Below are 21,488 nucleotides of genomic sequence, written 5' to 3' on the forward strand. Positions count from 1 at the left end.
CTACTCGGCCGGCACGCCGTGGTGGTCCCGGGCCACCTGGACCGCACCCGGCTCCGCCTCGCCGTTCAGCCCAGCCTCGACCGCCTTGCGCTTGAACACGCGCATCACGACGACGAAGAACACCGGCACGAAGAACACCGCCAGGACGGTGGCGGAGATCATGCCGCCCATCACGCCGGTGCCGATCGCCTGCTGGCTCTTCGAGGCCGCGCCCGAGGCGATCGCCAGGGGCACCACGCCGAAGATGAAGGCGAGGGACGTCATCACGATCGGGCGGAAGCGCAGGGTCGCGGCCTGCACCGTCGCGTCGATGATCGAGGTCCCGGGCTTCCACAGGTCCTTGGCGAATTCCACGATCAGGATGGCGTTCTTGGCCGAGAGGCCGATGATCGTGATCAGGCCGATCTTGAAGTAGACGTCGTTGGGCATCCCCCGGAGATACACGGCCGCCACGGAGCCGATGACGCCGAGGGGAATCACGAGCAGCACCGAGAACGGGATCGACCAGCTCTCGTAGAGCGCAGCGAGGCACAGGAACACGATCAGGACCGAGAGGGCCAGCAGCAGGGAGGCCTGGCTCCCGGCCTGCTTCTCCTGCAGCGACTGGCCGGTCCAGGTGTAGCCGAAACCCTTCGGCAGCTGCGTCATCAGCCGCTCCATCTCGGCGATCGCGTCGCCCGACGTGTAGCCGGGATTCGGCTCGCCCGTGACGCGCACCGACTGGTAGCCGTTGAAGCCGACGATCTGGGTCGGCCCGACGCTCCATTTGAGGTCGGCGAAGGACGACATCGGCACCATCGTGCCCTGCGCGTTCTTCACGCCGTAATTCAGGATGTCGGCCGTCTTCAGGCGCTGCAGCTGCTCGGATTGCACGATCACGCGCTGCATCTTGCCCCGGTTGGGGAAGTCGTTGGTGTAGATCGACCCGAGATTGACCTGGATGGTCTCGTTGATGTCCTCGAAGCTGACCCCGAGGGCGGCGGCCTTCTCGCGGTCGATCACGAGTTCGGCCTCCGGCGCCGGGGGCAATCCCTCGATCTTCACCTTCTGCAGGATCGGGCTGCGCTTGGCGAGCGAGAGCAGCTGCTCCTGGGCGGCGAGCAGGGCGGAATAGCCCTTCTGGGCCCGGTCCTGCAGGCGGAAGCTGAAGCCGGCCGCGTTGCCGAGATTGTCCACCGGCGGCGGCTCCTGCGCGTCGAAGGTGGCGTCGCGGTAGCCGGCCAGCGCCTTGTTGGTGCCGGCCACGAGCTTGGCCGCCGAGTTCTCCGCATCGCGCTCGCTCCAGGGCTTGAGCGTCACGAAGGCCTGCGAGGTCATCTGGCCCTGGCCCGAGAACGAGAAGCCGTTGACGATGGTCACGGTGCCGACACCCGGCTGCGCCAGGAGGTGATCCTCGAGTTTCTTCACGGCCGCGAGCGTCCGGTTGAACGAGGAGCCCGGCGGCGTCTGCACGTCGACGGTGAAGAAGCCCTGGTCCTCCACCGGCAGGAAGCCCTCCGGCATCCGCACGAAGGCGTAGGCCACGCCGATGACGAGGACGAGGTAGACCAGCATCACGCGTCCGGACTTCGCGATGAGCCGGGAGACGCCGCGTCCGTAGCGGGCGGTCTCGCGATCGACGAAGCGGTTGAACCAGCCGAAGACGCCGCCCTTGGCGTGGGCATGGCCCTTCTCGACCGGCTTCAGCAACGTGGCGCAGAGCGCGGGCGTCAGCGACAGCGCCAGGAAGGCCGAGAAGGCGATCGAGGTCACCATCGCGATCGAGAACTGGCGATAGATGATGCCGACCGAGCCCGGGAAGAACGCCATCGGGATGAACACCGCGATGAGCACCAGCGTGATGCCGATGATGGCGCCGGTGATCTGGCCCATGGCCTTCTTGGTGGCCTCCTTCGGGGAGAGGCCCTCCTCGTTCATGATGCGCTCGACGTTCTCGACCACCACGATGGCGTCGTCGACGAGGATGCCGATGGCCAGCACCATGCCGAACATCGTCAGCACGTTCACGGAGAAGCCCGAGAGCAGCATCACCGTGACGGTGCCCATCAGGGCGATCGGCACCACGATCGTCGGGATCAGGGTGTAGCGGATGTTCTGCAGGAACAGGAACATCACCAGGAAGACGAGCACCACCGCCTCAACGAGGGTGTGGAGCACCTTCTCGATCGAGGCCTCGACCGCCGGCGTGATGTCGTAGGGGATGTCCCATTTCAGGTTGTCGGGGAAGAACTGGGACAGCTCCTCCATCTTGGCCCGGATGGCCTTGGCGGTCTGCAGCGCGTTCCCGTCGGGGGCGAGCGTCACGGAGATGCCCGCCGCCTCGCCGCCGTTGAGGCGCGTGGTGAACTTGTAATCCTCGCCGCCGAGCTCGATCCGGGCGATGTCGCGGACGCGCACGTTCGAGCCATCGGGATTGGCCCGCAGCACGATCGCCCCGAAGGCCTCGGGGGCGGTCATCTGGCCCTTGACGATGATGGGGAAGTTCACCGGGTTGCTCGACGGGCTCGGCTGCGCACCGACCGCGCCCGAGGCGATCTGCACGTTCTGCCGCTGGATCGCCTTCGTCACGTCGGAGGCGTTCAGCGAGAGCCCGCGCAGCTTGTCGGGATCGATCCAGACGCGAAGGCTGCGCTCGGTCGAGTAGAGCGTCGCGCGCCCGACGCCCGGGATGCGCCGGATCTCGTTGATGACGTTGCGGATCAGGAAGTCGCCGAGGCCGACCTCGTCCATCGTGCCGTCGGTCGACACGAGGGTGATGATGTTGAGCGTCGCCGCGGAGGCTTCCTCCACCAGGATGCCCTGCTGGCGCACCTCGGCCGGAAGCCGCGCCTCGACGCGCTTGAGGCGGTTCTGCACCTCGACGCCCGCGTAGCCCGGATCGGTGCCGGGCTGGAAGCTCGCGGTGATCTCGACGACGCCGAAGGAGTCGCTCGCCGATTCGAAGCTCTGGATGTTGGCGGCCCCGTTCAGCTCGTCCTCGATGAGGCGCGTCGTGCCCGTGTAGAGATTCTCCACGGAGGCGCCCGGATAGGCGGTCGAGAGCGCGATCGAGGGGGGCGCGATGATCGGGTACTGCGCGACGGGCAGTTGCGGGATCGCGAGCGCGCCGCCGAGGCAGATGAACAGGGCGACGACCCAGGCGAAGATCGGCCGGTCGATGAAGAAGCGAGCCATGCGGGAGTTCTTGTGACCTCGGAGCGCTGAAGGCGCCGCGCGCTCGATGCGCGGCGGGTTCTTGAATTCGGGTTAGCGGACCTTCGCGGCGGCCTGCTTCGCCGCCTCCGCCTCGGCCTCGGCCTCGGCGTCGCGCGGCTTCAGCTCGGCCTGATCGGCCGGCGGGCTGAGATCGAGCGGCTTGACCTGCATCCCCGCGGAGATCTTCTGGAAGCCCTCCACCACGACGCGCTCGCCGGGCTTCAATCCGTCGCGGATCAGCCAGTTCTGGCCGACCACCGGGCCGACCTCGACGGGCTGGAGCATGACCTTGTCGTCCGCCTTCACGACCCAGACCTCGGACTTGCCGTCGTTCGTGCGCTGGATCGCCTGCTGCGGCACCGCAATGGCATCCGAGTCGATGCCCTGCTTGATGCGCGCCCGCACGTACATGCCGGGAAAGAGCTCGTCATGCGGGTTCGGGAACTGGACGCGCAAGGTCACCTGGCCGGTGCTCGGGTCGGCGGTGACGTCCGAGAACAGGAGGCGGCCGGCGAGCGGGTAGAGCGCGCCGTCATCCATGATCAGGTGGACGTTGGCGGTGTCGTTCTCGAGCCGGGAGAGCTCGCCGCTGGCGAGATCCCGGCGCAACTTGTTCAGCTCGCCGACCGATTGGGTGATGTCGACGTAGATCGGGTCGAGCTGCTGGATCGTGGCGAGCACCCCCGTGGTGCCCGACTCGATCAGGGTGCCCTCCGTGAGGAGCGCCCGGCCGATGCGGCCGGAGATCGGCGCCCGGACGTCGGTCCAGCCGAGGTTCAGCTTGGCCCGGTCGCGGGTCGCCTTGGCGCCGGCCACCTCGGCCTCCGCCTGCTTCTTGCCCGCATAGGCCGTGTCGTACTGAGCCTGGCTCGCGGTCTGCTTGGTGAGCAGCGTCTCCAGGCGGTCGGCCTGCTGGTTGGCCAGCACGAGGGCGGCTTCCTGGCGCGCCAGCGCCGCCTCGGCGCTGGCAAGCTCGACCTCGTAGGGCGCCGTGTCGATCTTGTAGAGGATGTCGCCTTCCTTGACCTGGCTGCCCTGCTCGAACAGCCGCTTCACCACCAGGCCGGAAACCCGGGAGCGCACCTCGGCGATGCGCATCGGCGCGACGCGCCCGGGTAGATCCCGGACATACGGGATCGGCTGCGGCGCCACGGTCACCACGCTCACCTCCGGCGGCGGCGCAGGCACCGGCGCCGCAGCCTGCTGCTTCTGATTGCAGGCCGAGAGGGCGACCAGCACGGCACCGGCGGTCAGCGAGACCGGCCAGGTGAGCGCGGCCCTGGGCCAGCGGACGGGGTGGCTGGATGACGTCACGATGAATTCGCTCCTGCGACACACGGATCGGTGTGGACGACCGGTCCCCGTTTGCGGGCGTCCCGGGCGGAATTCGTGGCTCTCGGTGAACGGGTCGGCCCGTCCATCCAGGCGCAATCGCGCGGCACATGCAGGGCCGGGACCCACCAATCGCGGATCGGCGGGGCGACGGCGACGCGTGCTGGCGCCTCACGTTGCGAGGAACGGCCGCTCCGGGCGGCATGGCGTTCCGCGACCGATCCTAACGGGGAAAGGCAGCGTGATCCCGCGACGCAGACACGTTTTTCGCCACCGCAAGCCTCACGTCCGCGTGAGAATCACCGGGACGGCACGGCCTGCGGCTGGTCAGCCGACGGATTTCGGGGGTCGCTCGAGCAGGCGCACACCGGCGAAGGACAGCACCATCCCGGCCTCCGGGGGGAAACCGGACAGGACGGGCAGGCGGTGGAAGCGCGGCGGATCGGGCACGAGACGTCGGTCGTCGGCCGGCGGGTCGTCGGCCTCGACGGAGGTCGTGAGGGCGGCGTGCCGGCCGCCCAGCAGGATCACCGGAGCCGACTTGGCGACGGCCCGATTCGTGATGCCGGGCTCGGCCCGACGCGGCATCAGATCCGCGAAGCGGTCGTCGGGCAGGCCGGCGAGCACGAGGAGCAACAGGGCGAGAACGCTGGCCAGAATGCCGACGCGGCTCGAGCGAACGGGCTCGGGCGAGCGTCGAACGGCCGCTCGAAGGCGCGGCCTGTCTGTGGCGAGAGGGGCGATCACGAGGCGACATTAGGTGCAGTGCGACACTCACCGCAATCACCTGCGACAACCTGACATCGGCTTTCGCCCAGCAGGGTACGGAACCATTTCCAACGCAAGCTCCCGCAGGCACACCATTTTTCGGCGTCGATCCCTTTACCGCTGCGCTGCCGAGATTGTACCGGCGAGGTCGAGTCAAGGGAGAGTTGCGCATTTCCCACAGGATCGGCCGGACCGTCCGGGGCGGGTTGACCCACCGGGACGTCCCCGCCAAGCCTCAACCGAACGCGTCGGACAGCGCTCCCCAGAGGCCTCCGCGGACCCATTCCGCCGCAGGTCGGAGCCCTCGCCCGATGCCCCTGGAGGATACGATCCATGACGAGGCGTCGCTCCCTCGCGGCTGCCGCCTTCGCGGCTTTCACCCTGACCGTCGGCACCGCGCAAGCCGCAAATCCCTTCGACAGCGGTCCGCTCGCCGACTTCATGAACATCTTCCGGACCCAGGCGATCCCGCGCGAGACGGTGGCCTGGAAAGGTTCGGAGAAGGCCGGCACCATCGTGGTCTCCACGAGCCAGCGCCGGCTCTATTACGTGCTCGGGCGCGGCGAGGCGATCCGCTACGGCGTCGGCGTCGGCCGGCAGGGTTTCTCCTGGTCGGGCCAGAAGACCGTGACCATGAAGAAGGAATGGCCGGCCTGGCGCCCGCCGGCGCAGATGCTCGCCCGCCGTCCGGACCTGCCGCGCTACATGGCGGGCGGACAGGACAACCCGCTGGGCGCCCGCGCCATGTATCTCGGCTCCTCGCTCTACCGCATCCACGGTTCGAACGAGCCCGAGACCATGGGGGCGGCGGTCTCGTCGGGCTGCATCCGCATGACGAACAAGGACGTGGTCGATCTCTACGACCGGGTTCGCGTCGGCACGGTCGTGATCGTCCGCAACTGACGCCGGTCCCCGTCGCGCCCCTCCGGCAGGCAGGGCGCGCGGGAACGCGGCGAGGAAGCGACCGCGGGAGGCGCCCTTCGAGCGGACGAGCGTTCGCGGGCGAACTCGCCACGCCCTCACCCGAGGGACAGGCCGGCGCGTGCCGGCCCTGGCCAAGCGTGTCGATTGCGCCTACGGGAGCAGCTTCCACGGCTGGCCGCTGCCGGAATCGATTCTCGGCGCCGGCCTACCATCCGGGATCCGACGCGGCAGGGCTGCGCGCCATCCTAACCTCCTGTCCGTGATGCTCTCCTGCCACCTGATCGAGACGCCGATCCTCGGCCCGCATCGGCCCATCTTCGTCATGGCTCGTGTTCCGGCTCATGCCCCGGTCCATGCCCTGGCCCATGCCCTGGCCCATGCCCTTCTTGGCCCGCAAACGGCCGGAGGGCGAATCGGCGGCGCCCGCCGTGAGGGCTGGGGCAGCCTGTTCCGAGCAGGTCGGGCCCTGTACGCGGAATCTTCGGCGAGGGTCGCGTGATCTTCGGTGTCGATGTCAGCCTGATCGTCACCCTGTTCGGGGTCGCGGTCGCGGCGGGATGCGTCGATGCCATCGCGGGCGGCGGCGGACTCATCACGATGCCGTCCCTGATCCTGGCGGGTCTCGACCCCGTCAGCGCCATCGCGACGAACAAGCTGCAAGGCAGCGCGGGCGCCTGCTCGGCCACCTACGCCTTCGCCCGGCGCGGACTGATCCGCTGGCCGGAGGCCTTGCCGATCGCCCTCGCGGCGGGGCTCGCCTCGATCCTGGGTGCGCTCTGCGTCAGCCTGCTGCCGCGCGCCGTACTCGATGCGGGGGTCCCGCTCCTGCTCGTGGGGATCGCCCTCTACTTCGCTACCGCCAAGCGCATGAGCAGCGAGGACGCCGCCGCCCGCATGAGCCCGGGCCTGTTCGCCCTCGCGGTCGCGCCCGCGATCGGCTTCTATGACGGCGTGTTCGGGCCCGGCGCCGGGGCGTTCTACATGGTGGGCTTCGTCACCCTCCTGGGGCTCGGCGTGGTGCGGGCGACAGCCCACACCAAGCTCGCGAACGCCGCGAGCAATCTCGGCAGCCTCGCCTTGTTCGCGGCTTCCGGCCACGTGATCTGGCCGATCGGACTCACGATGGCGCTCGGCGCGTTTCTGGGGGCGCAGCTCGGCTCGGTCCTGGCCATGCGCCTCGGGGCCCGCCTGATCCGGCCGCTCCTCGTCACCATCGCGTGCGCGATGGCGCTGCGGCTCCTGTCGGACCCGGCCAATCCCCTGCGGCAGGCCGTGCTCGGGCTCCTCGCGGCCGGCTGAGCCCGCTCGCCAGGACGCCGCTCCGCCTCACTTCGGCATGAAGGCCCAGTAGTCGAGATCGAGGATCACGGCGGGGTCGTAGCCCTCGCCCTGCTTGTCGGGGAAGCGTCCGCAGGGCTGGTTCTTGGTCGCCACGGTGCGCAGCCGCAACAGGCCGACATCGTCGCGACCCGCATCGGCGGTCTCCAGCACCTCGCTCCAGGCATAGACCGTGTCGCCGGCAAAGAGCGGGCCGACATGGCGCCCGGCATTGATGCCGGCGATCGAGAAGGCGTTGGCGAGCCCGTTGAAGCTCAGGCAGCGCGCCAGCGAGATCACGTGTCCGCCATAGATCAGGCGGCGGCCGAAGCGCGTCTCCTTGGTGGCGAAGGCGTCGAAATGCACCTTGGCGGTGTTCTGGAACAGGCGGGTCGCGATCTGGTGCTCGGCCTCCTCCACGGTCATGCCGTCGACATGGTCGATGCGCTCGCCGACCTGATAATCGCCGAACCGGTGCGGGCTTCCGGCGAGGTCGAGATCGTAGGCGGAGGCGTCGAGGCGGGGCAGGGCGCCCGCGAGGTCGGCGGGGTTGACCACCTTGGCGAGGCTCGGCACGTGCTCCTGCTCGATCTTGGCCTCGGGATCGCGCTTGCGCACGAGAACCCAGCGGCAATAGCTCAGCACGGTCTCGCCCTTGGCGTCGGAGCCCACCGAGCGCACGTAGACGACGCCGGTCTGGCGGTTGGAGCTCTCCTTCAGGCCGATCACCTCGGAGACGGTCGAGAGGGTCTCGCCCGGATAGACGGGGCGCCGGAAGCCGCCCTCGGCATAGCCGAGATTGGCGAGCGCGTTCAGGGAGATGTCCGGGACGGTCTTGCCGAAGACGACGTGGAAGGTGAGCAGGTCGTCGAGCGGGCTCTGCGGGTAGCCGATGGCCCGCGCGAAGGCATCGGAGGATTGCACGGCAAAGCGCGGACCGTAGAGCGCGGTGTAGAGCGCCACGTCGCCGGTCGTGACCGTGCGGGGGGTGGCATGACGGATGGTCTCGCCGAGGCGGAAATCCTCGAAGAAGCGGCCGGGATTGGTCTTCATGGGCGCGGGTCGTCTCGTTCTTCGATGTCTTGTAGCTCGGAGGTCCGGAGCGTGCCGACCGTCGGGCGCGGCCGAAACCTCAGCGGGTGTAGACGTAGGTCTGGGCCGGGACGAATTCGTGCAGCAGCCGGCTCACGAAGAGCAACAGCAGGATCAGGATGATCGGCGAGATGTCGACGCCGCCGAGATTCGGCAGCAGGTTGCGGATCGGGCGCAGCACCGGCTCCGTGATCCGGTAGAGCACCTCGCCGATCTGGGCGACGATGGGGTTGCGCACGTTCACCACGTTGAAGGCGACGAGCCAGCTCAGGACCGCACTGGCGATGAGGACGTAGATGAAGAGCTGAACAACGGTATCGAAGAGCCAGATGAGGGCGTTCATGCGCGGATCTGATGTCCTCGTCGGCCCGCGGCCGGATCCGCGCAAGCGCGCGTCGGCAACGGGATTCGGGAATTGACAGGCTGAGGGGCCTAAGCCTACAAGGCCGGCGCCTCGACGGGGCTGTAGCTCAGATGGGAGAGCGCCGCAATCGCACTGCGGAGGTCAGGGGTTCGAATCCCCTCAGCTCCACCAGGCTTTCCTCAAGCTTGGTGAAGGGGTTAGGCCCGAAAGTGGCTGATCCTCGATAGCCTTGAAAATCGACCTGTCACGCTGGTGTCACACCGGATGACGGGGAACGAGGTATGGCTACGATCCGTAAGCGAGGTTCATCCTGGCAGGCCCAAGTGCGCCGCCAAGGCTCGCCACCGATTTCTAAAAGCTTCACCATCAAGGCTGACGCGGTCCTATGGGCCAGGGAGAAGGAGCGCTCCATCGACAGGCAGGAGCTTCCGGCGACCATCAAGGATCTTCAGAGCGTCACTGTGGGTCACCTCCTGGTACGTTATGAGGCGGAGATTACAGCCAAGAAGCGGGGGGCAGACCGGGAGCGTTACAAGCTCAAGGTGATCCGGGCCCATCAGCTCTCCAGCCTCACCCTTGCCAAGCTAACCTCGGTTGCCGTGGCCCGGTACCGTGATGACCGATTGGCGATTGTGCAAGGAGGTACGGTCAGGCGAGAGCTAGCCATCCTCCAGCACTGCTTCGAGGTGGCAAGGAAGGAGTGGGGGACACCGCTATCCTCCAACCCGGTTCAAGGTGTCACCCTCCCGGAGCCATCCCGGGCTTGTGACCGGAGGCTTGAAGACGATACGGGCCAGAAGCTCCGTGCTGCCATCGGGTCAGCCCACGCTTGGTACCTGAGGCCGCTGATCGAGCTAGCGATCGAGACCGGGATGAGGCGAGGTGAGTTGCTGTCCCTGGTATGGCCGAATGTCAGCCTTGAGCGTCGCACGGCTCACCTCCCGATGACCAAGAACGGTCACGCCAGAACGGTGGCGCTTACCCCCAAGGCCATGGAGGTCCTGAAGGCTCTTCCTCGGACTGATCCCCGCGTCTTCCCCAAAGTCAGCGGCAATGCCGTGAGGCTCGCCTGGGAACGGCTCAGGGAGAGGGCAGGGGTCCAGGGGCTCCGCTTCCACGATCTCAGACACGAGGCTGTCAGCAGGTTCTTCGAGGCAGGCCTGAGCGTCCCTGAGGTGGCGCTGATGAGTGGCCACAGGGATACCAGGATGCTCATGAGGTACACCCACCTGAGGCCGGAGGCAGTGGCAGAGAAGCTGGCCAGGGCTACAGCGGGAGAGGCTAACTCAGGCTGACCTTTGTTGGACTGCGGCTGGGCAGGGTTGGTCCATCTTAGTGTCTTGAAGCTATACCAGCCGCAGTTCGAAGGTGGTAGCGTACGATACGGCACCGTGTTAGCCTCGTACTCTCGGATGCTTACCGCAAGGTATTGGTGAGGAGAGCCGTGTGACGAAGCGCTTCTACTTCGATCTTACGGATGGCTACCGCACCTTAAGCGACGATGAAGGAGTCGAAACCCTCAACTTAGATCAAGCAATATCGCAGGCCCTACTCGCCATGAAGGAGATGAGTCAGAGTGGGGAGCTTGATCGGCTGGGAAATGGCTGGCGCATGATCATCAGAGATGAGGCCGGTATTATTAGGCAGGAATTTGTGATCTAGCAGAAAGAGTCAATGTCCTGCCGGACGAACCACCCTTATAACAATTAGACGTCTTCTATTCGAGTCAGCTTGCCATAGTAGGAGCTTGCGAAGACGTAGGGACCCGAGCGCAAAAACCGTTCTCCCTAGCCCAGATGGCCGCCTGTGTCCTATTCTGAGCTTTGAGCTTCCGAAGCACGTTCTTGACGTGAATTTTTACAGTCGCCTCAGCCAGCTCATAGTCGCGAGCGATCAGCTTGTTGGAGGCGCCGACCGAAAGCGCTCTGAGGACATCTTTCTCGCGAGGCGACAAGCTCTGCGCTGAAAGACCGGTCATCTCATGCTTTGACTGACAGGGTGACCCGGTCTGATAACTAGGTGTCTCGTATCCCACGCTAGCGTCGGCAAGACGCGGCATCCGAATGCTCAGACCGGCTAATACGAGGTCAAGAGCACTCACTAGCACCTCGCCACTCACGTTGATGTCAAGAATGCCTGACGCAATCTCAGGCAACCTATGCGGCAACAAATCGCCCGATCCTGGTCTGAGAAGGAGCACAAGCTTGAAATCCGGATTAGACTGCGTCAGCCCTAGAAGCATATGTCCTTGTTCCAGCGACTCAATGGACGCGATAATCAGCCTGACACCTTGAGTGCTGCAGCTTAATTCGCTAGTGCAATCGACGTATCCCGTTGCTGAGACGATCGTGAATCTTGTTTGCTTCAGGACTGCAGCTAAGCCCTCACGCACTAACCCACTCGATACAATGAGTGCCGTCTCGATCCCATACCCGTCAAGCATGTCACCGCCCCTTCTCGATGAGTCTTGGTTAATCCCTTGTTTCCGAACATGGCACCATTTGATGAGTGTGGAAAAGGGGAAATGTTAACGTTTGGTATAAATTTCACTCAATGACTTAACTGGTTTTAATCGTACGGAACTCCCAATGTCCGAGTCCAGAGTGGTTCCAGCTGCCCTGCTTGGAGCCAAACCACCGAACTCAGTACAAAGTGCGTACTGGCACAAGTTGGGACGGTCTTACACCTTCTTACGTATCGTGTGAAATGAACACGCTTCTGGTAGGGTTGCGCAACACTGTCGATCGAATGCACCGTCTCCGTTTATGAAATAAATCGAGCTTCCCAGGCAACCAGATTGCGACTTATCTTTCAGCTTTTGCTTGCCGCAGCGGTCACCAAGGGGTGCGAGTTGGCAAGTAATTTCTATTTTGACCTGAGGGGCAGCCGGACGGTCATCATCGACCAAGAAGGTATCGTTGCGAAGGATCTCAACGAAGCCATCGTAGAGGCACTCGCGGCTCTGCGTGAGATGCGTGCAAGTGGAGAACTGGACGAGTTCGGCGACGGCTGGAAGCTGGCCATTCGTGACGACAAGGGGGTTGTGCAAAAAGCCTTCTCGATCTGGTGACGTTCAGTCACGCGCTGCGACCTGATCTTGGCTTCCTGCCCTATGTTGAACGCACCTGCAGCGCCTACAAAAACTCCTTCATGGAGCCTTAGTCCTTCTCTGTCAGCAAAACCGCTGCCCACGGAGACCATCCATATCGACGGCGAAACGGCGAGCGCAAATCAACAGCAGCACTATTCATAAGATAGGGACGTGGCGGGCCGCTTCCTGTTAGCCTGGATGTTCGGCCGAATCGGTGCCGTTCATGGGAGGGTATTTGATGGCCGCCTCTGTGCTCCAAGAGTACTACGATGTCTCCCGTTGGATGTATGGCTATCCGACAGTCTTGGACCCTGCGACCCCACCGGACGGCTTCAGCATCCTTGCGGACTCAGGGCTGAAGGGAAGCGGGTTCCACGGCACGGCCCTGCTAACCAATGAGGCAAACCCACAAGTCATCATTGGATTTGAGGGGACCGACACCGCAGGATATAACCAGCGCCCTCTGTTTCTCCTTGCTCAGATTGAGGCCGATTTATACTTGTATCGCGGCGTTGTCCCCCAAGCCCTGCGAGATGCCTTCGACTTTACCCAGCAAGTCCTCTCCCTCACAGATGCACAACATATCTCGCGGAACAACATTTCAATCACCGGGCACTCTCTTGGTGCTGGCGAGGCAGCCTATGCCTCAGCTTGGTATACCCTTGATGGTGTGACCTTCGCTGCTCCAGGTCTGCCTCCAGAATCAATTCCGTCAACTGCACGCATTCCGACAACGAACGAGTTGCAGAACTACGTCGAGTATGGCGATCCAGTCGCAAATTACAGTGCAACTCCAGAGAACTATGAGGGAGCTTTCCTCTTTAATCCTGGTATCAGCCGCTACGGTAGCCCTACGTACATCGGAGATCCGCTTGCCCGAATTGCTCTTGAAGCGGCAGGTGACCTCTACGGCTCAAGCAACCCAGCCGATAAGGCAACTGCGCTAGTGGCTCTTGGAACCTTGGCCCTCGTATATCATCCATTGACTACCTACGGGGGTGACCTCAATCTAAACGTGAACTCGCCACCTGGGCCATTGACCACTTCTCTGAGTGTTAACCAGATCCGATTGCTCTATGATGACATTGCTGACAAAAACGTCCTCGTCAGTGACGCATACTACCAAATCACAAATTCTGATGTCCTCGGCGCTGAGCTAGATGCTGAAGCGCACTACAATCAATTCGGCTGGAAAGAAGGTCGAAACCCGGACGCATTCTTCTCTACGACTGGGTATCTGGCTGCAAACTCTGATGTCGCAAAGGCAGGCCTCAACCCTCTGAATCACTTTGATCAATCTGGTTGGAAGGAGGCGCGTGATCCTTCGAGCGGATTCGATCTCGAACTCTACGTTGCTCACAATCCAGACGTGAAGGCGGCGGCTGTCGATCCTTTGACCCACTACCTGGCGTTTGGGCGTGGAGAAGGCCGCGAGGCTTTTACAGCCATCGGACGACCGTCAGACATTGGGCAGGCTCGCGGATTCGATGCTGAGTTTTACCTTCTGTCGAACTCAGATGTAGCAAAGGCTGCGCTTACTGCGGGCGGCGATAGCTACTCCTACGCTCTGCAACATTTCAATCAGTTTGGCTGGCATGAGGGACGCAACCCAAATGCCGTGTTCGACACGAAGGCGTATCTGACGGCCTACAGCGACGTGGCGGCAGCCGGGGTCAATCCTCTACAGCACTATGATAAAAATGGCTGGAAGGAGGGCCGCGACCCGTCGGCGAACTTCGACACCACGGATTATGAGGCTGCCTACTCCGATGTGAAGGCTGCCGGCATTGATCCCTTGATGCACTACCTCCAATCTGGAGCCCTTGAGGGTCGAAGCTCGTTCGCTGATGGCCACCTTGGGTAAACCTGGAGGTGCGCTGAGGGCAGGGCAAGGCGAAGACGTTAGACGCAATGTCTGCCCTCCGAACTGCCCCCCTTATTTCGCTGCAAAAATCTGAGACCCTATCCGTTCACCCCGTTTGCCCAAGTTCCCCCCATGCCCGGCCTCCGGTCCTTCCAATCGGTCCAGCGGGAGGGTGGGCACCCTTGTTAGGCCCGAGGGCTAGCCTCAGGTTGACCAAGAGGCAGGCCCCACTACGACGATCCAACCATCATCCGGTGGGCAGCAAGTACGGCCTCGCTCAGAGGCTTGCCGAGGTCAGCACCGAGGAGGAGACTAGGCGCTCTCCCACCTCAACCTTGCGCCCTGCCGATCAGCGGTGGGGCTTCTCTTTGGGGGCTGAGGCGACTGTCAGCACCACAGCAAGGCTTTCGGCTCAAGGTAGTGGTCCGACCAAACGGCTTCTCGCCATCCCATGACCCACATCAGATGCGAGATCGTTCCGGCGTGATAGGGGCAATCCTCTATTGGGCTCTCTTTAGCGGCAGCCTGGACACCCTCTTGGAAAGCAGTTGGGCTCTCGACGCTCATCACTGCGTCCTCTCACAGTCAGGCTATCAGCCTACCGTGGATCGTCAGAGCGCAGTGGCACGGTGCGGCCTCAAACCGATCTCCTCCTTCAGACCTGCCAAGGGGACGTCTCCCGTGAGAGCGGTGGCGTGATCGCAGGGAATGATAGGTGAGGACCACGCCACCGGCGGCCCTTCAGGACCCCACCCAAAGGAAGCCCAATCAGCTTAGCTGGCCCCGGGCTCGCAGGAACCGTTGATCACTACGCATCCATGCGCTCACGTCGGTTCACTTTGGGTATACCCCTGGCGAACCATCGTTTGACCGGTGCAATTAAGCCCTCTTGACCATTCAAAATGAACCAAGCATCATTGAACCATCCTAAATGAACTGGATGGGAGTCGTGATGTTCGTTCGAGCCTACCTCAGGGCTTCCACTGATGAGCAGGACGCTAGCCCTGCCAGGGAGACGCTGGAGGCTTTCGCGGAAGAGCGAGCGCTGAAGATCTCCAGCTTCTACGTGGAGAATGAGAGCGGATCGACGCTAGCCCGTCCTGCCTTGTTCCGGTTGCTGGCTGATGCTCGCCCTGGTGACATGCTCCTGGTTGAGCAGGTGGATCGCCTCTCCCGGCTGACTTCAGGCGATTGGGAGAAGCTGAAGGCCGAGATCGCTTTGCGACGGTTGCGGGTGGTGGCCCTCGATCTCCCTACCTCGTGGATGATGGCGACGGGCAAGGCTGACGAGTTCACCAGTCGGATGTTCGAGGCCATCAACGGCATGATGCTGGATATGCTCGCGGCGGTGGCGAGGAAAGACTACGACGACCGAAGGCGCAGGCAGGCTGAGGGGCAGGCCAAGGCGAAGGCTGAGGGCCGCTACAGGGGCAGGCAGGAGGATACGGCGAGGAATGCCGGGATAGCCTCGATGCTGACGGCGGGGCTATCATGGACGGCGATACAGAACGCCACTGGATGCAGCCGGGCGACCATCGCCAAGATCGCGAAGGGCACCAGGGTCACAAGATGATCTTCAGGAGGATCGTTGGGCCATGCTGACGAATGACGCTAGGGCCAAGGGCAACGCTGCAAAGGCCGTCAAGGCTAATGCCAGAGCGGCTAACCTAGAGCCGATCATCAGAGAGCTTCAGAGCGAGGGCTGTAGGTCCGCGGGAGACTTGGCCTGGGCCCTGAACGATATGGGTATCCCAACGGCGTGGGGTGGACGCTAGCGGACCAATCAGGTTCAGCGGGTGTTGGCCCGGCTGTGAGGTTCTGGAAGGATAAAATCAGTCCATTCGACAGACTGAAGGCTTCCTCTACCGTAACTATTTGTGGTTTGAAATCGACCATTAAAGCGGCATAAAAAAACTGCCAAGAGGCTGTAATTATTCGTACTCTTGTCCTTGATCCACGCAAAATCCTTCGGTAATAAGCTTGTTGGCAAGAGCAAGAACGCCCTGCCTTAGACACACAATAGGCTCGCGGGGGCCAAAAATCAATGAACAACCTCTCGCCTCACTGTGAGGCTGCGGCTGCTGTCGTTTGGGATAAAGACAAACAGCGCATCAACCTCAGTTTCTCGCATCCGCTCAGCAGCTTAGACCTGATCCACTTCCTGATGGATCTCAGGCGAGACGCCCTGCGCCTCTTAAATGGGGCTGCCGAACGGCTCTGTCCTGAGTTCTGGTCGCTGGTTGAGGAGGACCTTCTCGACGAGGAATTTAAGGCACCAGAGCCGTCCGTTGAGATAGTCGTATAAATGAACCCTCAACAACTCAAGCAACGAGGAGCCTAGACATGAGCGACCGTCAACCCGCTTCATTCCCAAGTAGCCCGACGAAGCTTTACGAAGACGTGAAGTCCAATCTGCTGACCAAAAAGGAGATGGCGGAACTAATCGGCGAGGATGCTGCTGACCTTTGGTACAGGCATCAGACGCTGAAATTGAAGCTGCTTCGGCTTGCCTGCGAAAGCACAGGAGACTCACCGGAAAGCACGGAGCGCAACACGCTGCTTAAGGAAGTTGCGGAATATATTGAGTTAGCGGAGCTTTATGAGAACCTGCCTATCTAATTCTCCGCGTTCCCACCAAGTACAGGCGGTTCTCTCTAAGCTACCCCAGTCCATCCAGAGGCTTCCCTGCCGTTCCTGAAGCCCGCCCTCCGGCTGGAAACGCCTTCTGACCGGGGAGGAATCTGCCAACAAGCGGGCGCCCAACCACGGGGCCAAGGCTGACCTCAGAACACCTCACCGTGCGGGAAGAACGAACACGCGTCACTCGGTCAAGCTGACAAGGTTTCTCGCACCAAGAGAGCGCTGATCGCCCCTGCAAGCAGCCTCCGTGGCCCCGGTTCAGCGTCGGAAATTCCTCAACATCTTCAGTGCTCTGAAAAGTCACCCTCATAAACAGAAAGTGAGGCTCAATCGCTCGCAGCACCGAAGCGTCACCGTCTGCCCCCCTCGATCAAATCAGGAGCAACAGTAGGAGAGCCATTTCCGAGAGCATTCGTGTGTCTGTGTTCTTGATGCATCGGGGGTTTTCCATCTAAATCAAAACAATAAGGAGATACAACAAGAACAATGCAACAATCGGAAATCGAGTTCACTTCATCCTATCCAAGCGCTTTCGGCAGTGCCCAGCAGGGACCAGCCTTACCGGAGGACGACGACTCAGACTGGCTCACCTCGGAGAAGGACCGCTTCTTCGAGTCCTGGCGAGTCCCTGTAGGCAAAGCAGCCAATGCCGTGGTTCGGCGGGTGTTGAATCAGATCCAGCGATACGAGGAGATGAACCAGCTTCGAGACCGCAAGCGAACCCAAGTCGTGCAGTCAAACTTCGAGACAACCGTCCGAGCCATCGTGTGTGACATGCTTCACTGCGTCATCACCGGGCACACTGATGGGGTCGCAATCTCTCGCTCTCACCGCCAGACCACCGCCAAGTCACGCTACAAAGCAGCATTCATCGGGAAGACCCTCCCTGACATCCTGGATCTCATGGCCAGCCCTGAGTTGAGCTTGATCACGCAGGAGATCGGCTACAGGGATCCCCATGCTACCCGGGACCAACTCACCAAGATCTGGCCAGGAGAAACCCTGGAGAGGCTCGCCACGGAGCATGACGTCCAGATCGGAGACATCAGATTCAGGGCTCCAGCGGAGTGCGTCATCCTGAAGTCAACCAAGAAGGGCTTCTGGGATAGCAGCCAGCTCATCGACTACACAGACACTCCGGAGACGAAAAGGAAGCGACTGGAGGTAAGGCAGATCAACGAGTGGCTGAGCGGGGCTCAGATCGAGTTCGACTACAAGCGAGCCCCTGTTGAGCAACCTGTTGACATCTATGACCGACACCTCAGACGGATCTTCACGCGGAGGAGCTTCACCTCAGGTGGACGCTTGTTCGGAGGGTTCTGGCAAAGGCTCAAGAGGGAGCACAGGACCGGGCTGCTGATCCAAGGGGAGCGGGTCTGTGAGCTAGACTATGGCCAGATCGCCCCTCGACTCTTGTACAGCTATGCAGGGCGCAAGCCTCCCGAGGCAGACATCTATACACTTCCGGAGTTTGCCAATGATCCGAAGAAGGAAATGTGGAGGAAGGGAATTAAATCTCTGATGAATGCCGTGACGTTCATGGAGAAACCTATCACCAGAAAGCCCAAGGGCACAAAGGACAGCCTGCCTGCTGATCATTCAGCCGAGGAGCTAGTCGGTATGCTCAGAAGGCTTCACCCTGGTATCGCTCCTTACTTCGAGACGGGGATAGGACATCACCTTCAGTTCCTGGAGAGTCAGATCCTGGTGGAGGTGCTGATGCTTGCAAGAACCAGGGGCATCATCGCTCTTCCCATTCATGATGCTGTGATCATTCCATCCTCAAGAACAGAGGAGGTGAAGGAGATCATGCTCTCTGTCTCCGAGAAACAGACAGGTCTCATTGTACCGGTATCGAAGAAGGAATGGGGTATCGGGCTACACTGAAGGTAGGATCATAGGTAATACACACAACAGACCAACTCCAAGTACATATCCATTATTGGGTCCCGTAAGCCTCACAAGATCAGCAGGCTTTGGCACCTAACCTCCTCACATCACATCGTAAATCATCATCAACACAGCGGCTCACCCCCGCTCAGTGAACGAGAACCCATGCCCGCAATCATCGAAATCATCGTCCGACCTAACCCGAGGGGCTACGGCCCATTCTCGGTCTACCTCGGTGAAACCCTGGCCTGCCGAACGGAGCAGCCCTTCTTTGCCGGAGCCAGAGCCCTGCTGAAACTCGGCTACTCCCCCGATGCTGTCTACCTGATGCGTCACCAGGGCAGCGCTCATGTCTCCTTCGTCCCGACCACTCTGGGCAAGGCTGCGAAGCTCACCGCCTACGAGAACGACATGGATGGGCTCAGGGTGAGAGCCTATGAACCCCGACCACCCAAGGCGAATCGAAAGAGGGAAGGGCTGTCATCCCACAAGATCGATTCCAAGCCGGAGGGCGGCACTGTACACGGCAAGGAGATCGTTCTGGGTACATTCGCAGCCTGAGAGCAAGCTGAGGCTTTCTGGGCGAAGCTACGCGTGACTATCAGGAAGAGTGTTCGGCATTGCTTTGCACTCTCCTCGGTGCGCTCAAGCCAGCATGCCTGTGAACCCAGGGCTCCAACTGTCCTGTTACACCCCGGGTGTCGATATCCTCACAGAATGGCCTTTGAGCCGGAGGGCGGCCTCACCAACGGCAACGAAGCACTCGGGGGTACTTCCGCTGCCTAACGGGCTAAACATGTCTCCCCTATTCTTGTCCGAAGGAGAGAATGAGGGCGACGGCAATGGCCTGGCTAGGATGGAAAGCTCAAAGCCCAGCAAAACAGGGCTGATCAAACAGCTGGGCTCATTCCTTAAGTCAGCCATTCTGGGGTGAGTGACAGGCGAGCACGAAACACGATCCTCCCGCTTTCATCGCTTACATCCGCGATGCAATCCCGCCGATCACCCGCCCGTCTCTCGTCCCTAGCAACATCGAAAAGGGCCCCTATTGCCTCATCACGGGCCATTTTGATGTCGGGAAACTCCTGACCATCATCATCGAAGGAGTGCCGAGGGCCGTCGTGGAAGTCGAAATAGTAGAGCGGCATGTACGCCTCCGCTTTCAACGAGCGAGACGAAGCCGACCTTACGCTTACGCTCACGCATGTAGAAAGTGCTGGAGTAGACCGACATCTATAATGACAATGCGACAACATGGATTTGCATCTTGCCATGCGTACGAAATGCGCAGTTGTGTTTTACTCTACCTAGGCCACTGACGGGAGATGCGGGTCATTCGGTCAGACACTCAAACTGCCACACGGCCTGCACAAAGCCCTGCGATCACACTGCCCATCTCACAACAATGAGGAAGTGCAGAATGAGCAACGGAGGGCGCATGCCTATGAGCGAGTCGGTCGTGGCTTTCACACCTCGCGTAGCGCTCGTAGAGGCTGATGAGAATGTCGCCTCCATCATCGAGGTCCTTCAGGATCAGCTCGCTCTTGCGCGTGAGGGAAAGCTACGATCTCTGGCGGTTGTCTCTGTGACCGCAGATGGCGGGGCGATTGGCACGCAGTGGTCCTGCAAGCCGAGCGACGTGACCACCCTGATCGGTAAGCTCACGGTGTTGACGCACGACCTAATGTCGGAGCGACAGTAGCGCCAAAACTCAACCGCACGCATTGTCGCGGCGGGCAGCGGGGCTGACGGCCATGCGCAAGTCGGACTGGTATCTGGGCGCATAATCCCGCTTGTGCCCGGCGACTACAACCGTGACAGTTGATTCACTCAGGCTGGTTCTTTTATCTAGCGAGTGCGTTCTGCACCGCTATGCAGCACTTCCTACTGGCCACAGAACGGAGTAGGAACATACTAAGGGTGAGGCTGGCTTGGTCAAACCGCCTCAGCTTCCGTTCAGGCGCCCCTTGTCATCACTGAGGGCGGACCCAGAAGGGGGCAGGGGAATGTCAGAAGCCATCGTCCACGGCAGGATCCTGCCGGAAGGCGAGAGTCCGAGCCGCTACCGCGCGTTCATCCTTGATGCTGATCAGACGGTGCTCCGGATTGAGCATCTCCCGGCACAGGACGACGATGCGGCCCTGGAACTCGCTCGCAAGCTGCTGGATGGACGCCCCATCGAACTCTGGGACGGTCTGCGCTTCATCGAGCATCTCGACCCCGGTGCCGAAGCGAACTAGCACGCTCGATGGCGGAACCTTAATCCAGGTTAGCCTTTGATTACCTTATCACGTAGGCGCCGGTGCAGATGCAAGCGTTGGCCGTCTCCGCTTGCCTCACCAGTATGGTCGAGCCCATGCCACGATACTTTTTCGACTTACATAGCGACTGTCTGACTGAATGGGACGATGACGGTACGGAGTGCGACGGGAGCGACGGTGTTTTGCATCACGCCCTTGAGCTGCTCCGAGAATCATCAGGTGCCGAACCCGGCCAGCAATCTGCGCCAACTGTGACGGCCCGCGACGCTGCTGGTCATGTCGTACTTACCGCGACCATGAAGCCCTGCACTGGAGCCAGCGTGCGGTGGGCAGGCGAGCAGCTTTCTTCTACTGCGCCCATCTTTCCACTACCCTCAGGCTCGGCCTCAGCACCGTAGAGCGTCGCAAGCGGTGACTGAGATCAAATGAGGCTGCCCCTCTGAGCCGCTGGTGAGCCTAGGGCTACACCCCAGGTGGCACATCGTGAGGCTTCCCGCTCACCAGATCCGTGTACCAGACCTGACACCGATGAACGTACTGGTTCGCTCTCACGTACCGCCTCGGGCAATCCCGGCTGATCTCGTCTCTCACGTGGTCCAGGGTGGCCTCTGCGCCGAACCTCTCGGCTAATCGGGCAAGCCGGTAGCGGCCCTTACGCCACGGGCAGAAGATGCAGTCGAAGCGTGGAGTTGCCCCCATCAAACCGGACACGGGGCTGGTTGGATCTGAGCACGAATGAACTCGCGAGGC

Annotated in this window: 22 protein-coding genes and 1 tRNA gene; 15 read left to right on the forward strand and 8 right to left on the reverse strand. The window is 61.8% G+C overall.

The window, feature by feature from the left end:
- The 3 genes from F6X53_RS26565 to F6X53_RS26575 all read right to left on the reverse strand — a co-directional run bounded on the left by F6X53_RS26565 (position 1) and on the right by F6X53_RS26575 (position 5,163).
- Positions 1-3,174 carry a multidrug efflux RND transporter permease subunit gene (locus tag F6X53_RS26565; protein ID WP_151004029.1) on the reverse strand — a complete coding sequence of 1,058 codons (3,174 nt, stop codon included), beginning with the start codon at positions 3,172-3,174 and terminating at the stop codon, positions 1-3.
- Between the two features lie 72 nt (positions 3,175-3,246).
- Complete coding sequence (locus tag F6X53_RS26570) at positions 3,247-4,509, reverse strand: efflux RND transporter periplasmic adaptor subunit (protein WP_373875955.1); 1,263 nt, start codon at positions 4,507-4,509, stop codon at positions 3,247-3,249.
- Between the two features lie 345 nt (positions 4,510-4,854).
- Positions 4,855-5,163 (reverse strand): hypothetical protein, encoded by a 309-nt coding sequence (locus tag F6X53_RS26575; protein ID WP_151004033.1) that lies wholly within the window; start codon positions 5,161-5,163, stop codon positions 4,855-4,857.
- Positions 5,164-5,628: 465 nt separating this feature from the next.
- Between F6X53_RS26575 and F6X53_RS26580 the strand changes: the two genes are divergently transcribed.
- Together F6X53_RS26580 and F6X53_RS26585 are read left to right on the forward strand one after the other, a co-directional pair.
- Positions 5,629-6,198 carry a L,D-transpeptidase gene (locus tag F6X53_RS26580; protein WP_151004035.1) on the forward strand — a complete coding sequence of 190 codons (570 nt, stop codon included), beginning with the start codon at positions 5,629-5,631 and terminating at the stop codon, positions 6,196-6,198.
- Between the two features lie 516 nt (positions 6,199-6,714).
- Complete coding sequence (locus F6X53_RS26585; RefSeq protein WP_151004037.1) at positions 6,715-7,518, forward strand: TSUP family transporter; 804 nt, start codon at positions 6,715-6,717, stop codon at positions 7,516-7,518.
- 27 nt (positions 7,519-7,545) lie between these two features.
- Here F6X53_RS26585 and F6X53_RS26590 read toward each other — a convergent pair whose 3' ends face one another.
- Both F6X53_RS26590 and F6X53_RS26595 read right to left on the reverse strand, forming a co-directional pair.
- Positions 7,546-8,589, reverse strand: a complete 1,044-nt coding sequence (locus F6X53_RS26590; protein ID WP_151004039.1) for a MaoC family dehydratase — start codon at positions 8,587-8,589, stop codon at positions 7,546-7,548.
- A 79-nt stretch (positions 8,590-8,668) separates the two neighbouring features.
- Positions 8,669-8,971, reverse strand: coding sequence for a YggT family protein (locus F6X53_RS26595; RefSeq protein WP_151004041.1), 303 nt, complete (start codon positions 8,969-8,971; stop codon positions 8,669-8,671).
- Positions 8,972-9,087: 116 nt separating this feature from the next.
- On the opposite strand from F6X53_RS26595, the gene F6X53_RS26600 reads away from it, so the two are divergent.
- From F6X53_RS26600 to F6X53_RS26610, 3 genes are all read left to right on the forward strand, one after another.
- Positions 9,088-9,163, forward strand: a tRNA-Ala gene (locus F6X53_RS26600).
- 110 nt (positions 9,164-9,273) lie between these two features.
- Positions 9,274-10,287: a site-specific integrase gene (locus F6X53_RS26605; RefSeq protein WP_151004043.1), complete on the forward strand. Its 1,014-nt coding sequence runs from the start codon at positions 9,274-9,276 to the stop codon at positions 10,285-10,287.
- 151 nt (positions 10,288-10,438) lie between these two features.
- Complete coding sequence (locus tag F6X53_RS26610) at positions 10,439-10,654, forward strand: DUF6894 family protein (protein WP_151004045.1); 216 nt, start codon at positions 10,439-10,441, stop codon at positions 10,652-10,654.
- Between the two features lie 64 nt (positions 10,655-10,718).
- On the opposite strand, the gene F6X53_RS34065 is transcribed toward F6X53_RS26610, so the two are convergent.
- Entirely contained in the window at positions 10,719-11,435 is a 717-nt protein-coding gene (locus F6X53_RS34065; protein WP_151004047.1) for a response regulator transcription factor, read from the reverse strand.
- A gap of 354 nt (positions 11,436-11,789) precedes the next feature.
- Here F6X53_RS34065 and F6X53_RS26620 point away from each other — a divergent pair, with 354 nt between their 5' ends.
- Both F6X53_RS26620 and F6X53_RS26625 read left to right on the forward strand, forming a co-directional pair.
- The gene (locus tag F6X53_RS26620; protein WP_306426614.1) at positions 11,790-12,062 is read left to right on the forward strand and encodes a DUF6894 family protein; all 273 of its coding nucleotides are present in this window, start codon (positions 11,790-11,792) and stop codon (positions 12,060-12,062) included.
- Positions 12,063-12,321: 259 nt separating this feature from the next.
- Entirely contained in the window at positions 12,322-13,947 is a 1,626-nt protein-coding gene (locus tag F6X53_RS26625; RefSeq protein ID WP_151004049.1) for a Tle-like phospholipase domain-containing protein, read from the forward strand.
- 387 nt (positions 13,948-14,334) lie between these two features.
- Here the strand turns inward: F6X53_RS26625 and F6X53_RS34070 are convergent, their stop codons facing one another.
- The gene (locus F6X53_RS34070; RefSeq protein WP_425324704.1) at positions 14,335-14,514 is read right to left on the reverse strand and encodes a ribosome modulation factor; all 180 of its coding nucleotides are present in this window, start codon (positions 14,512-14,514) and stop codon (positions 14,335-14,337) included.
- Positions 14,515-14,899: 385 nt separating this feature from the next.
- On the opposite strand from F6X53_RS34070, the gene F6X53_RS26630 reads away from it, so the two are divergent.
- The 5 genes from F6X53_RS26630 to F6X53_RS26650 all read left to right on the forward strand — a co-directional run bounded on the left by F6X53_RS26630 (position 14,900) and on the right by F6X53_RS26650 (position 19,038).
- Entirely contained in the window at positions 14,900-15,520 is a 621-nt protein-coding gene (locus tag F6X53_RS26630; RefSeq protein WP_151004072.1) for a recombinase family protein, read from the forward strand.
- 471 nt (positions 15,521-15,991) lie between these two features.
- On the forward strand, positions 15,992-16,252 hold the full coding sequence (locus F6X53_RS26635; protein WP_151004051.1) for a hypothetical protein: 261 nt from the start codon (positions 15,992-15,994) through the stop codon (positions 16,250-16,252).
- Positions 16,253-16,290: 38 nt separating this feature from the next.
- Positions 16,291-16,566, forward strand: a complete 276-nt coding sequence (locus F6X53_RS26640; RefSeq protein ID WP_151004053.1) for a hypothetical protein — start codon at positions 16,291-16,293, stop codon at positions 16,564-16,566.
- 507 nt (positions 16,567-17,073) lie between these two features.
- Positions 17,074-18,474: a hypothetical protein gene (locus F6X53_RS26645; protein ID WP_151004054.1), complete on the forward strand. Its 1,401-nt coding sequence runs from the start codon at positions 17,074-17,076 to the stop codon at positions 18,472-18,474.
- Between the two features lie 168 nt (positions 18,475-18,642).
- Positions 18,643-19,038 carry a hypothetical protein gene (locus tag F6X53_RS26650; protein ID WP_151004056.1) on the forward strand — a complete coding sequence of 132 codons (396 nt, stop codon included), beginning with the start codon at positions 18,643-18,645 and terminating at the stop codon, positions 19,036-19,038.
- A 350-nt stretch (positions 19,039-19,388) separates the two neighbouring features.
- Here the strand turns inward: F6X53_RS26650 and F6X53_RS26655 are convergent, their stop codons facing one another.
- Positions 19,389-19,625, reverse strand: a complete 237-nt coding sequence (locus F6X53_RS26655; protein WP_151004058.1) for a DUF6894 family protein — start codon at positions 19,623-19,625, stop codon at positions 19,389-19,391.
- 272 nt (positions 19,626-19,897) lie between these two features.
- Here F6X53_RS26655 and F6X53_RS26660 point away from each other — a divergent pair, with 272 nt between their 5' ends.
- The 3 genes from F6X53_RS26660 (at position 19,898) to F6X53_RS34075 (ending at position 21,136) form a co-directional block, all read left to right on the forward strand.
- Positions 19,898-20,179, forward strand: coding sequence for a hypothetical protein (locus tag F6X53_RS26660; RefSeq protein WP_373876028.1), 282 nt, complete (start codon positions 19,898-19,900; stop codon positions 20,177-20,179).
- A gap of 304 nt (positions 20,180-20,483) precedes the next feature.
- Positions 20,484-20,717 carry a hypothetical protein gene (locus F6X53_RS26665; RefSeq protein ID WP_151004062.1) on the forward strand — a complete coding sequence of 78 codons (234 nt, stop codon included), beginning with the start codon at positions 20,484-20,486 and terminating at the stop codon, positions 20,715-20,717.
- 116 nt (positions 20,718-20,833) lie between these two features.
- Positions 20,834-21,136, forward strand: a complete 303-nt coding sequence (locus F6X53_RS34075; RefSeq protein ID WP_425324705.1) for a DUF6894 family protein — start codon at positions 20,834-20,836, stop codon at positions 21,134-21,136.
- The last annotated feature ends 352 nt before the right edge of the window (positions 21,137-21,488 follow it).

The organism is Methylobacterium soli, assembly GCF_008806385.1.
GTDB lineage: Bacteria > Pseudomonadota > Alphaproteobacteria > Rhizobiales > Beijerinckiaceae > Methylobacterium > Methylobacterium soli.

Excerpts from the sequence above, each read along its gene's own strand:
- F6X53_RS26565 (WP_151004029.1), bottom strand. The coding sequence starts at position 3,174 with ATGGCTCGCTTCTTCATCGACCGGCCGATCTTCGCCTGGGTCGTCGCC.
- F6X53_RS26580 (WP_151004035.1), top strand. The coding sequence starts at position 5,629 with ATGACGAGGCGTCGCTCCCTCGCGGCTGCCGCCTTCGCGGCTTTCACC.
- F6X53_RS26590 (WP_151004039.1), bottom strand. The coding sequence starts at position 8,589 with ATGAAGACCAATCCCGGCCGCTTCTTCGAGGATTTCCGCCTCGGCGAG.
- F6X53_RS26595 (WP_151004041.1), bottom strand. The coding sequence starts at position 8,971 with ATGAACGCCCTCATCTGGCTCTTCGATACCGTTGTTCAGCTCTTCATC.
- F6X53_RS26605 (WP_151004043.1), top strand. The coding sequence starts at position 9,274 with ATGGCTACGATCCGTAAGCGAGGTTCATCCTGGCAGGCCCAAGTGCGC.
- F6X53_RS34065 (WP_151004047.1), bottom strand. The coding sequence starts at position 11,435 with ATGCTTGACGGGTATGGGATCGAGACGGCACTCATTGTATCGAGTGGG.
- F6X53_RS26625 (WP_151004049.1), top strand. The coding sequence starts at position 12,322 with ATGGCCGCCTCTGTGCTCCAAGAGTACTACGATGTCTCCCGTTGGATG.
- F6X53_RS34070 (WP_425324704.1), bottom strand. The coding sequence starts at position 14,514 with ATGAGCGTCGAGAGCCCAACTGCTTTCCAAGAGGGTGTCCAGGCTGCC.
- F6X53_RS26630 (WP_151004072.1), top strand. The coding sequence starts at position 14,900 with ATGTTCGTTCGAGCCTACCTCAGGGCTTCCACTGATGAGCAGGACGCT.
- F6X53_RS26635 (WP_151004051.1), top strand. The coding sequence starts at position 15,992 with ATGAACAACCTCTCGCCTCACTGTGAGGCTGCGGCTGCTGTCGTTTGG.
- F6X53_RS26640 (WP_151004053.1), top strand. The coding sequence starts at position 16,291 with ATGAGCGACCGTCAACCCGCTTCATTCCCAAGTAGCCCGACGAAGCTT.
- F6X53_RS26645 (WP_151004054.1), top strand. The coding sequence starts at position 17,074 with ATGCAACAATCGGAAATCGAGTTCACTTCATCCTATCCAAGCGCTTTC.
- F6X53_RS26650 (WP_151004056.1), top strand. The coding sequence starts at position 18,643 with ATGCCCGCAATCATCGAAATCATCGTCCGACCTAACCCGAGGGGCTAC.
- F6X53_RS26655 (WP_151004058.1), bottom strand. The coding sequence starts at position 19,625 with ATGCCGCTCTACTATTTCGACTTCCACGACGGCCCTCGGCACTCCTTC.
- F6X53_RS26660 (WP_373876028.1), top strand. The coding sequence starts at position 19,898 with ATGAGCAACGGAGGGCGCATGCCTATGAGCGAGTCGGTCGTGGCTTTC.
- F6X53_RS26665 (WP_151004062.1), top strand. The coding sequence starts at position 20,484 with ATGTCAGAAGCCATCGTCCACGGCAGGATCCTGCCGGAAGGCGAGAGT.
- F6X53_RS34075 (WP_425324705.1), top strand. The coding sequence starts at position 20,834 with ATGCCACGATACTTTTTCGACTTACATAGCGACTGTCTGACTGAATGG.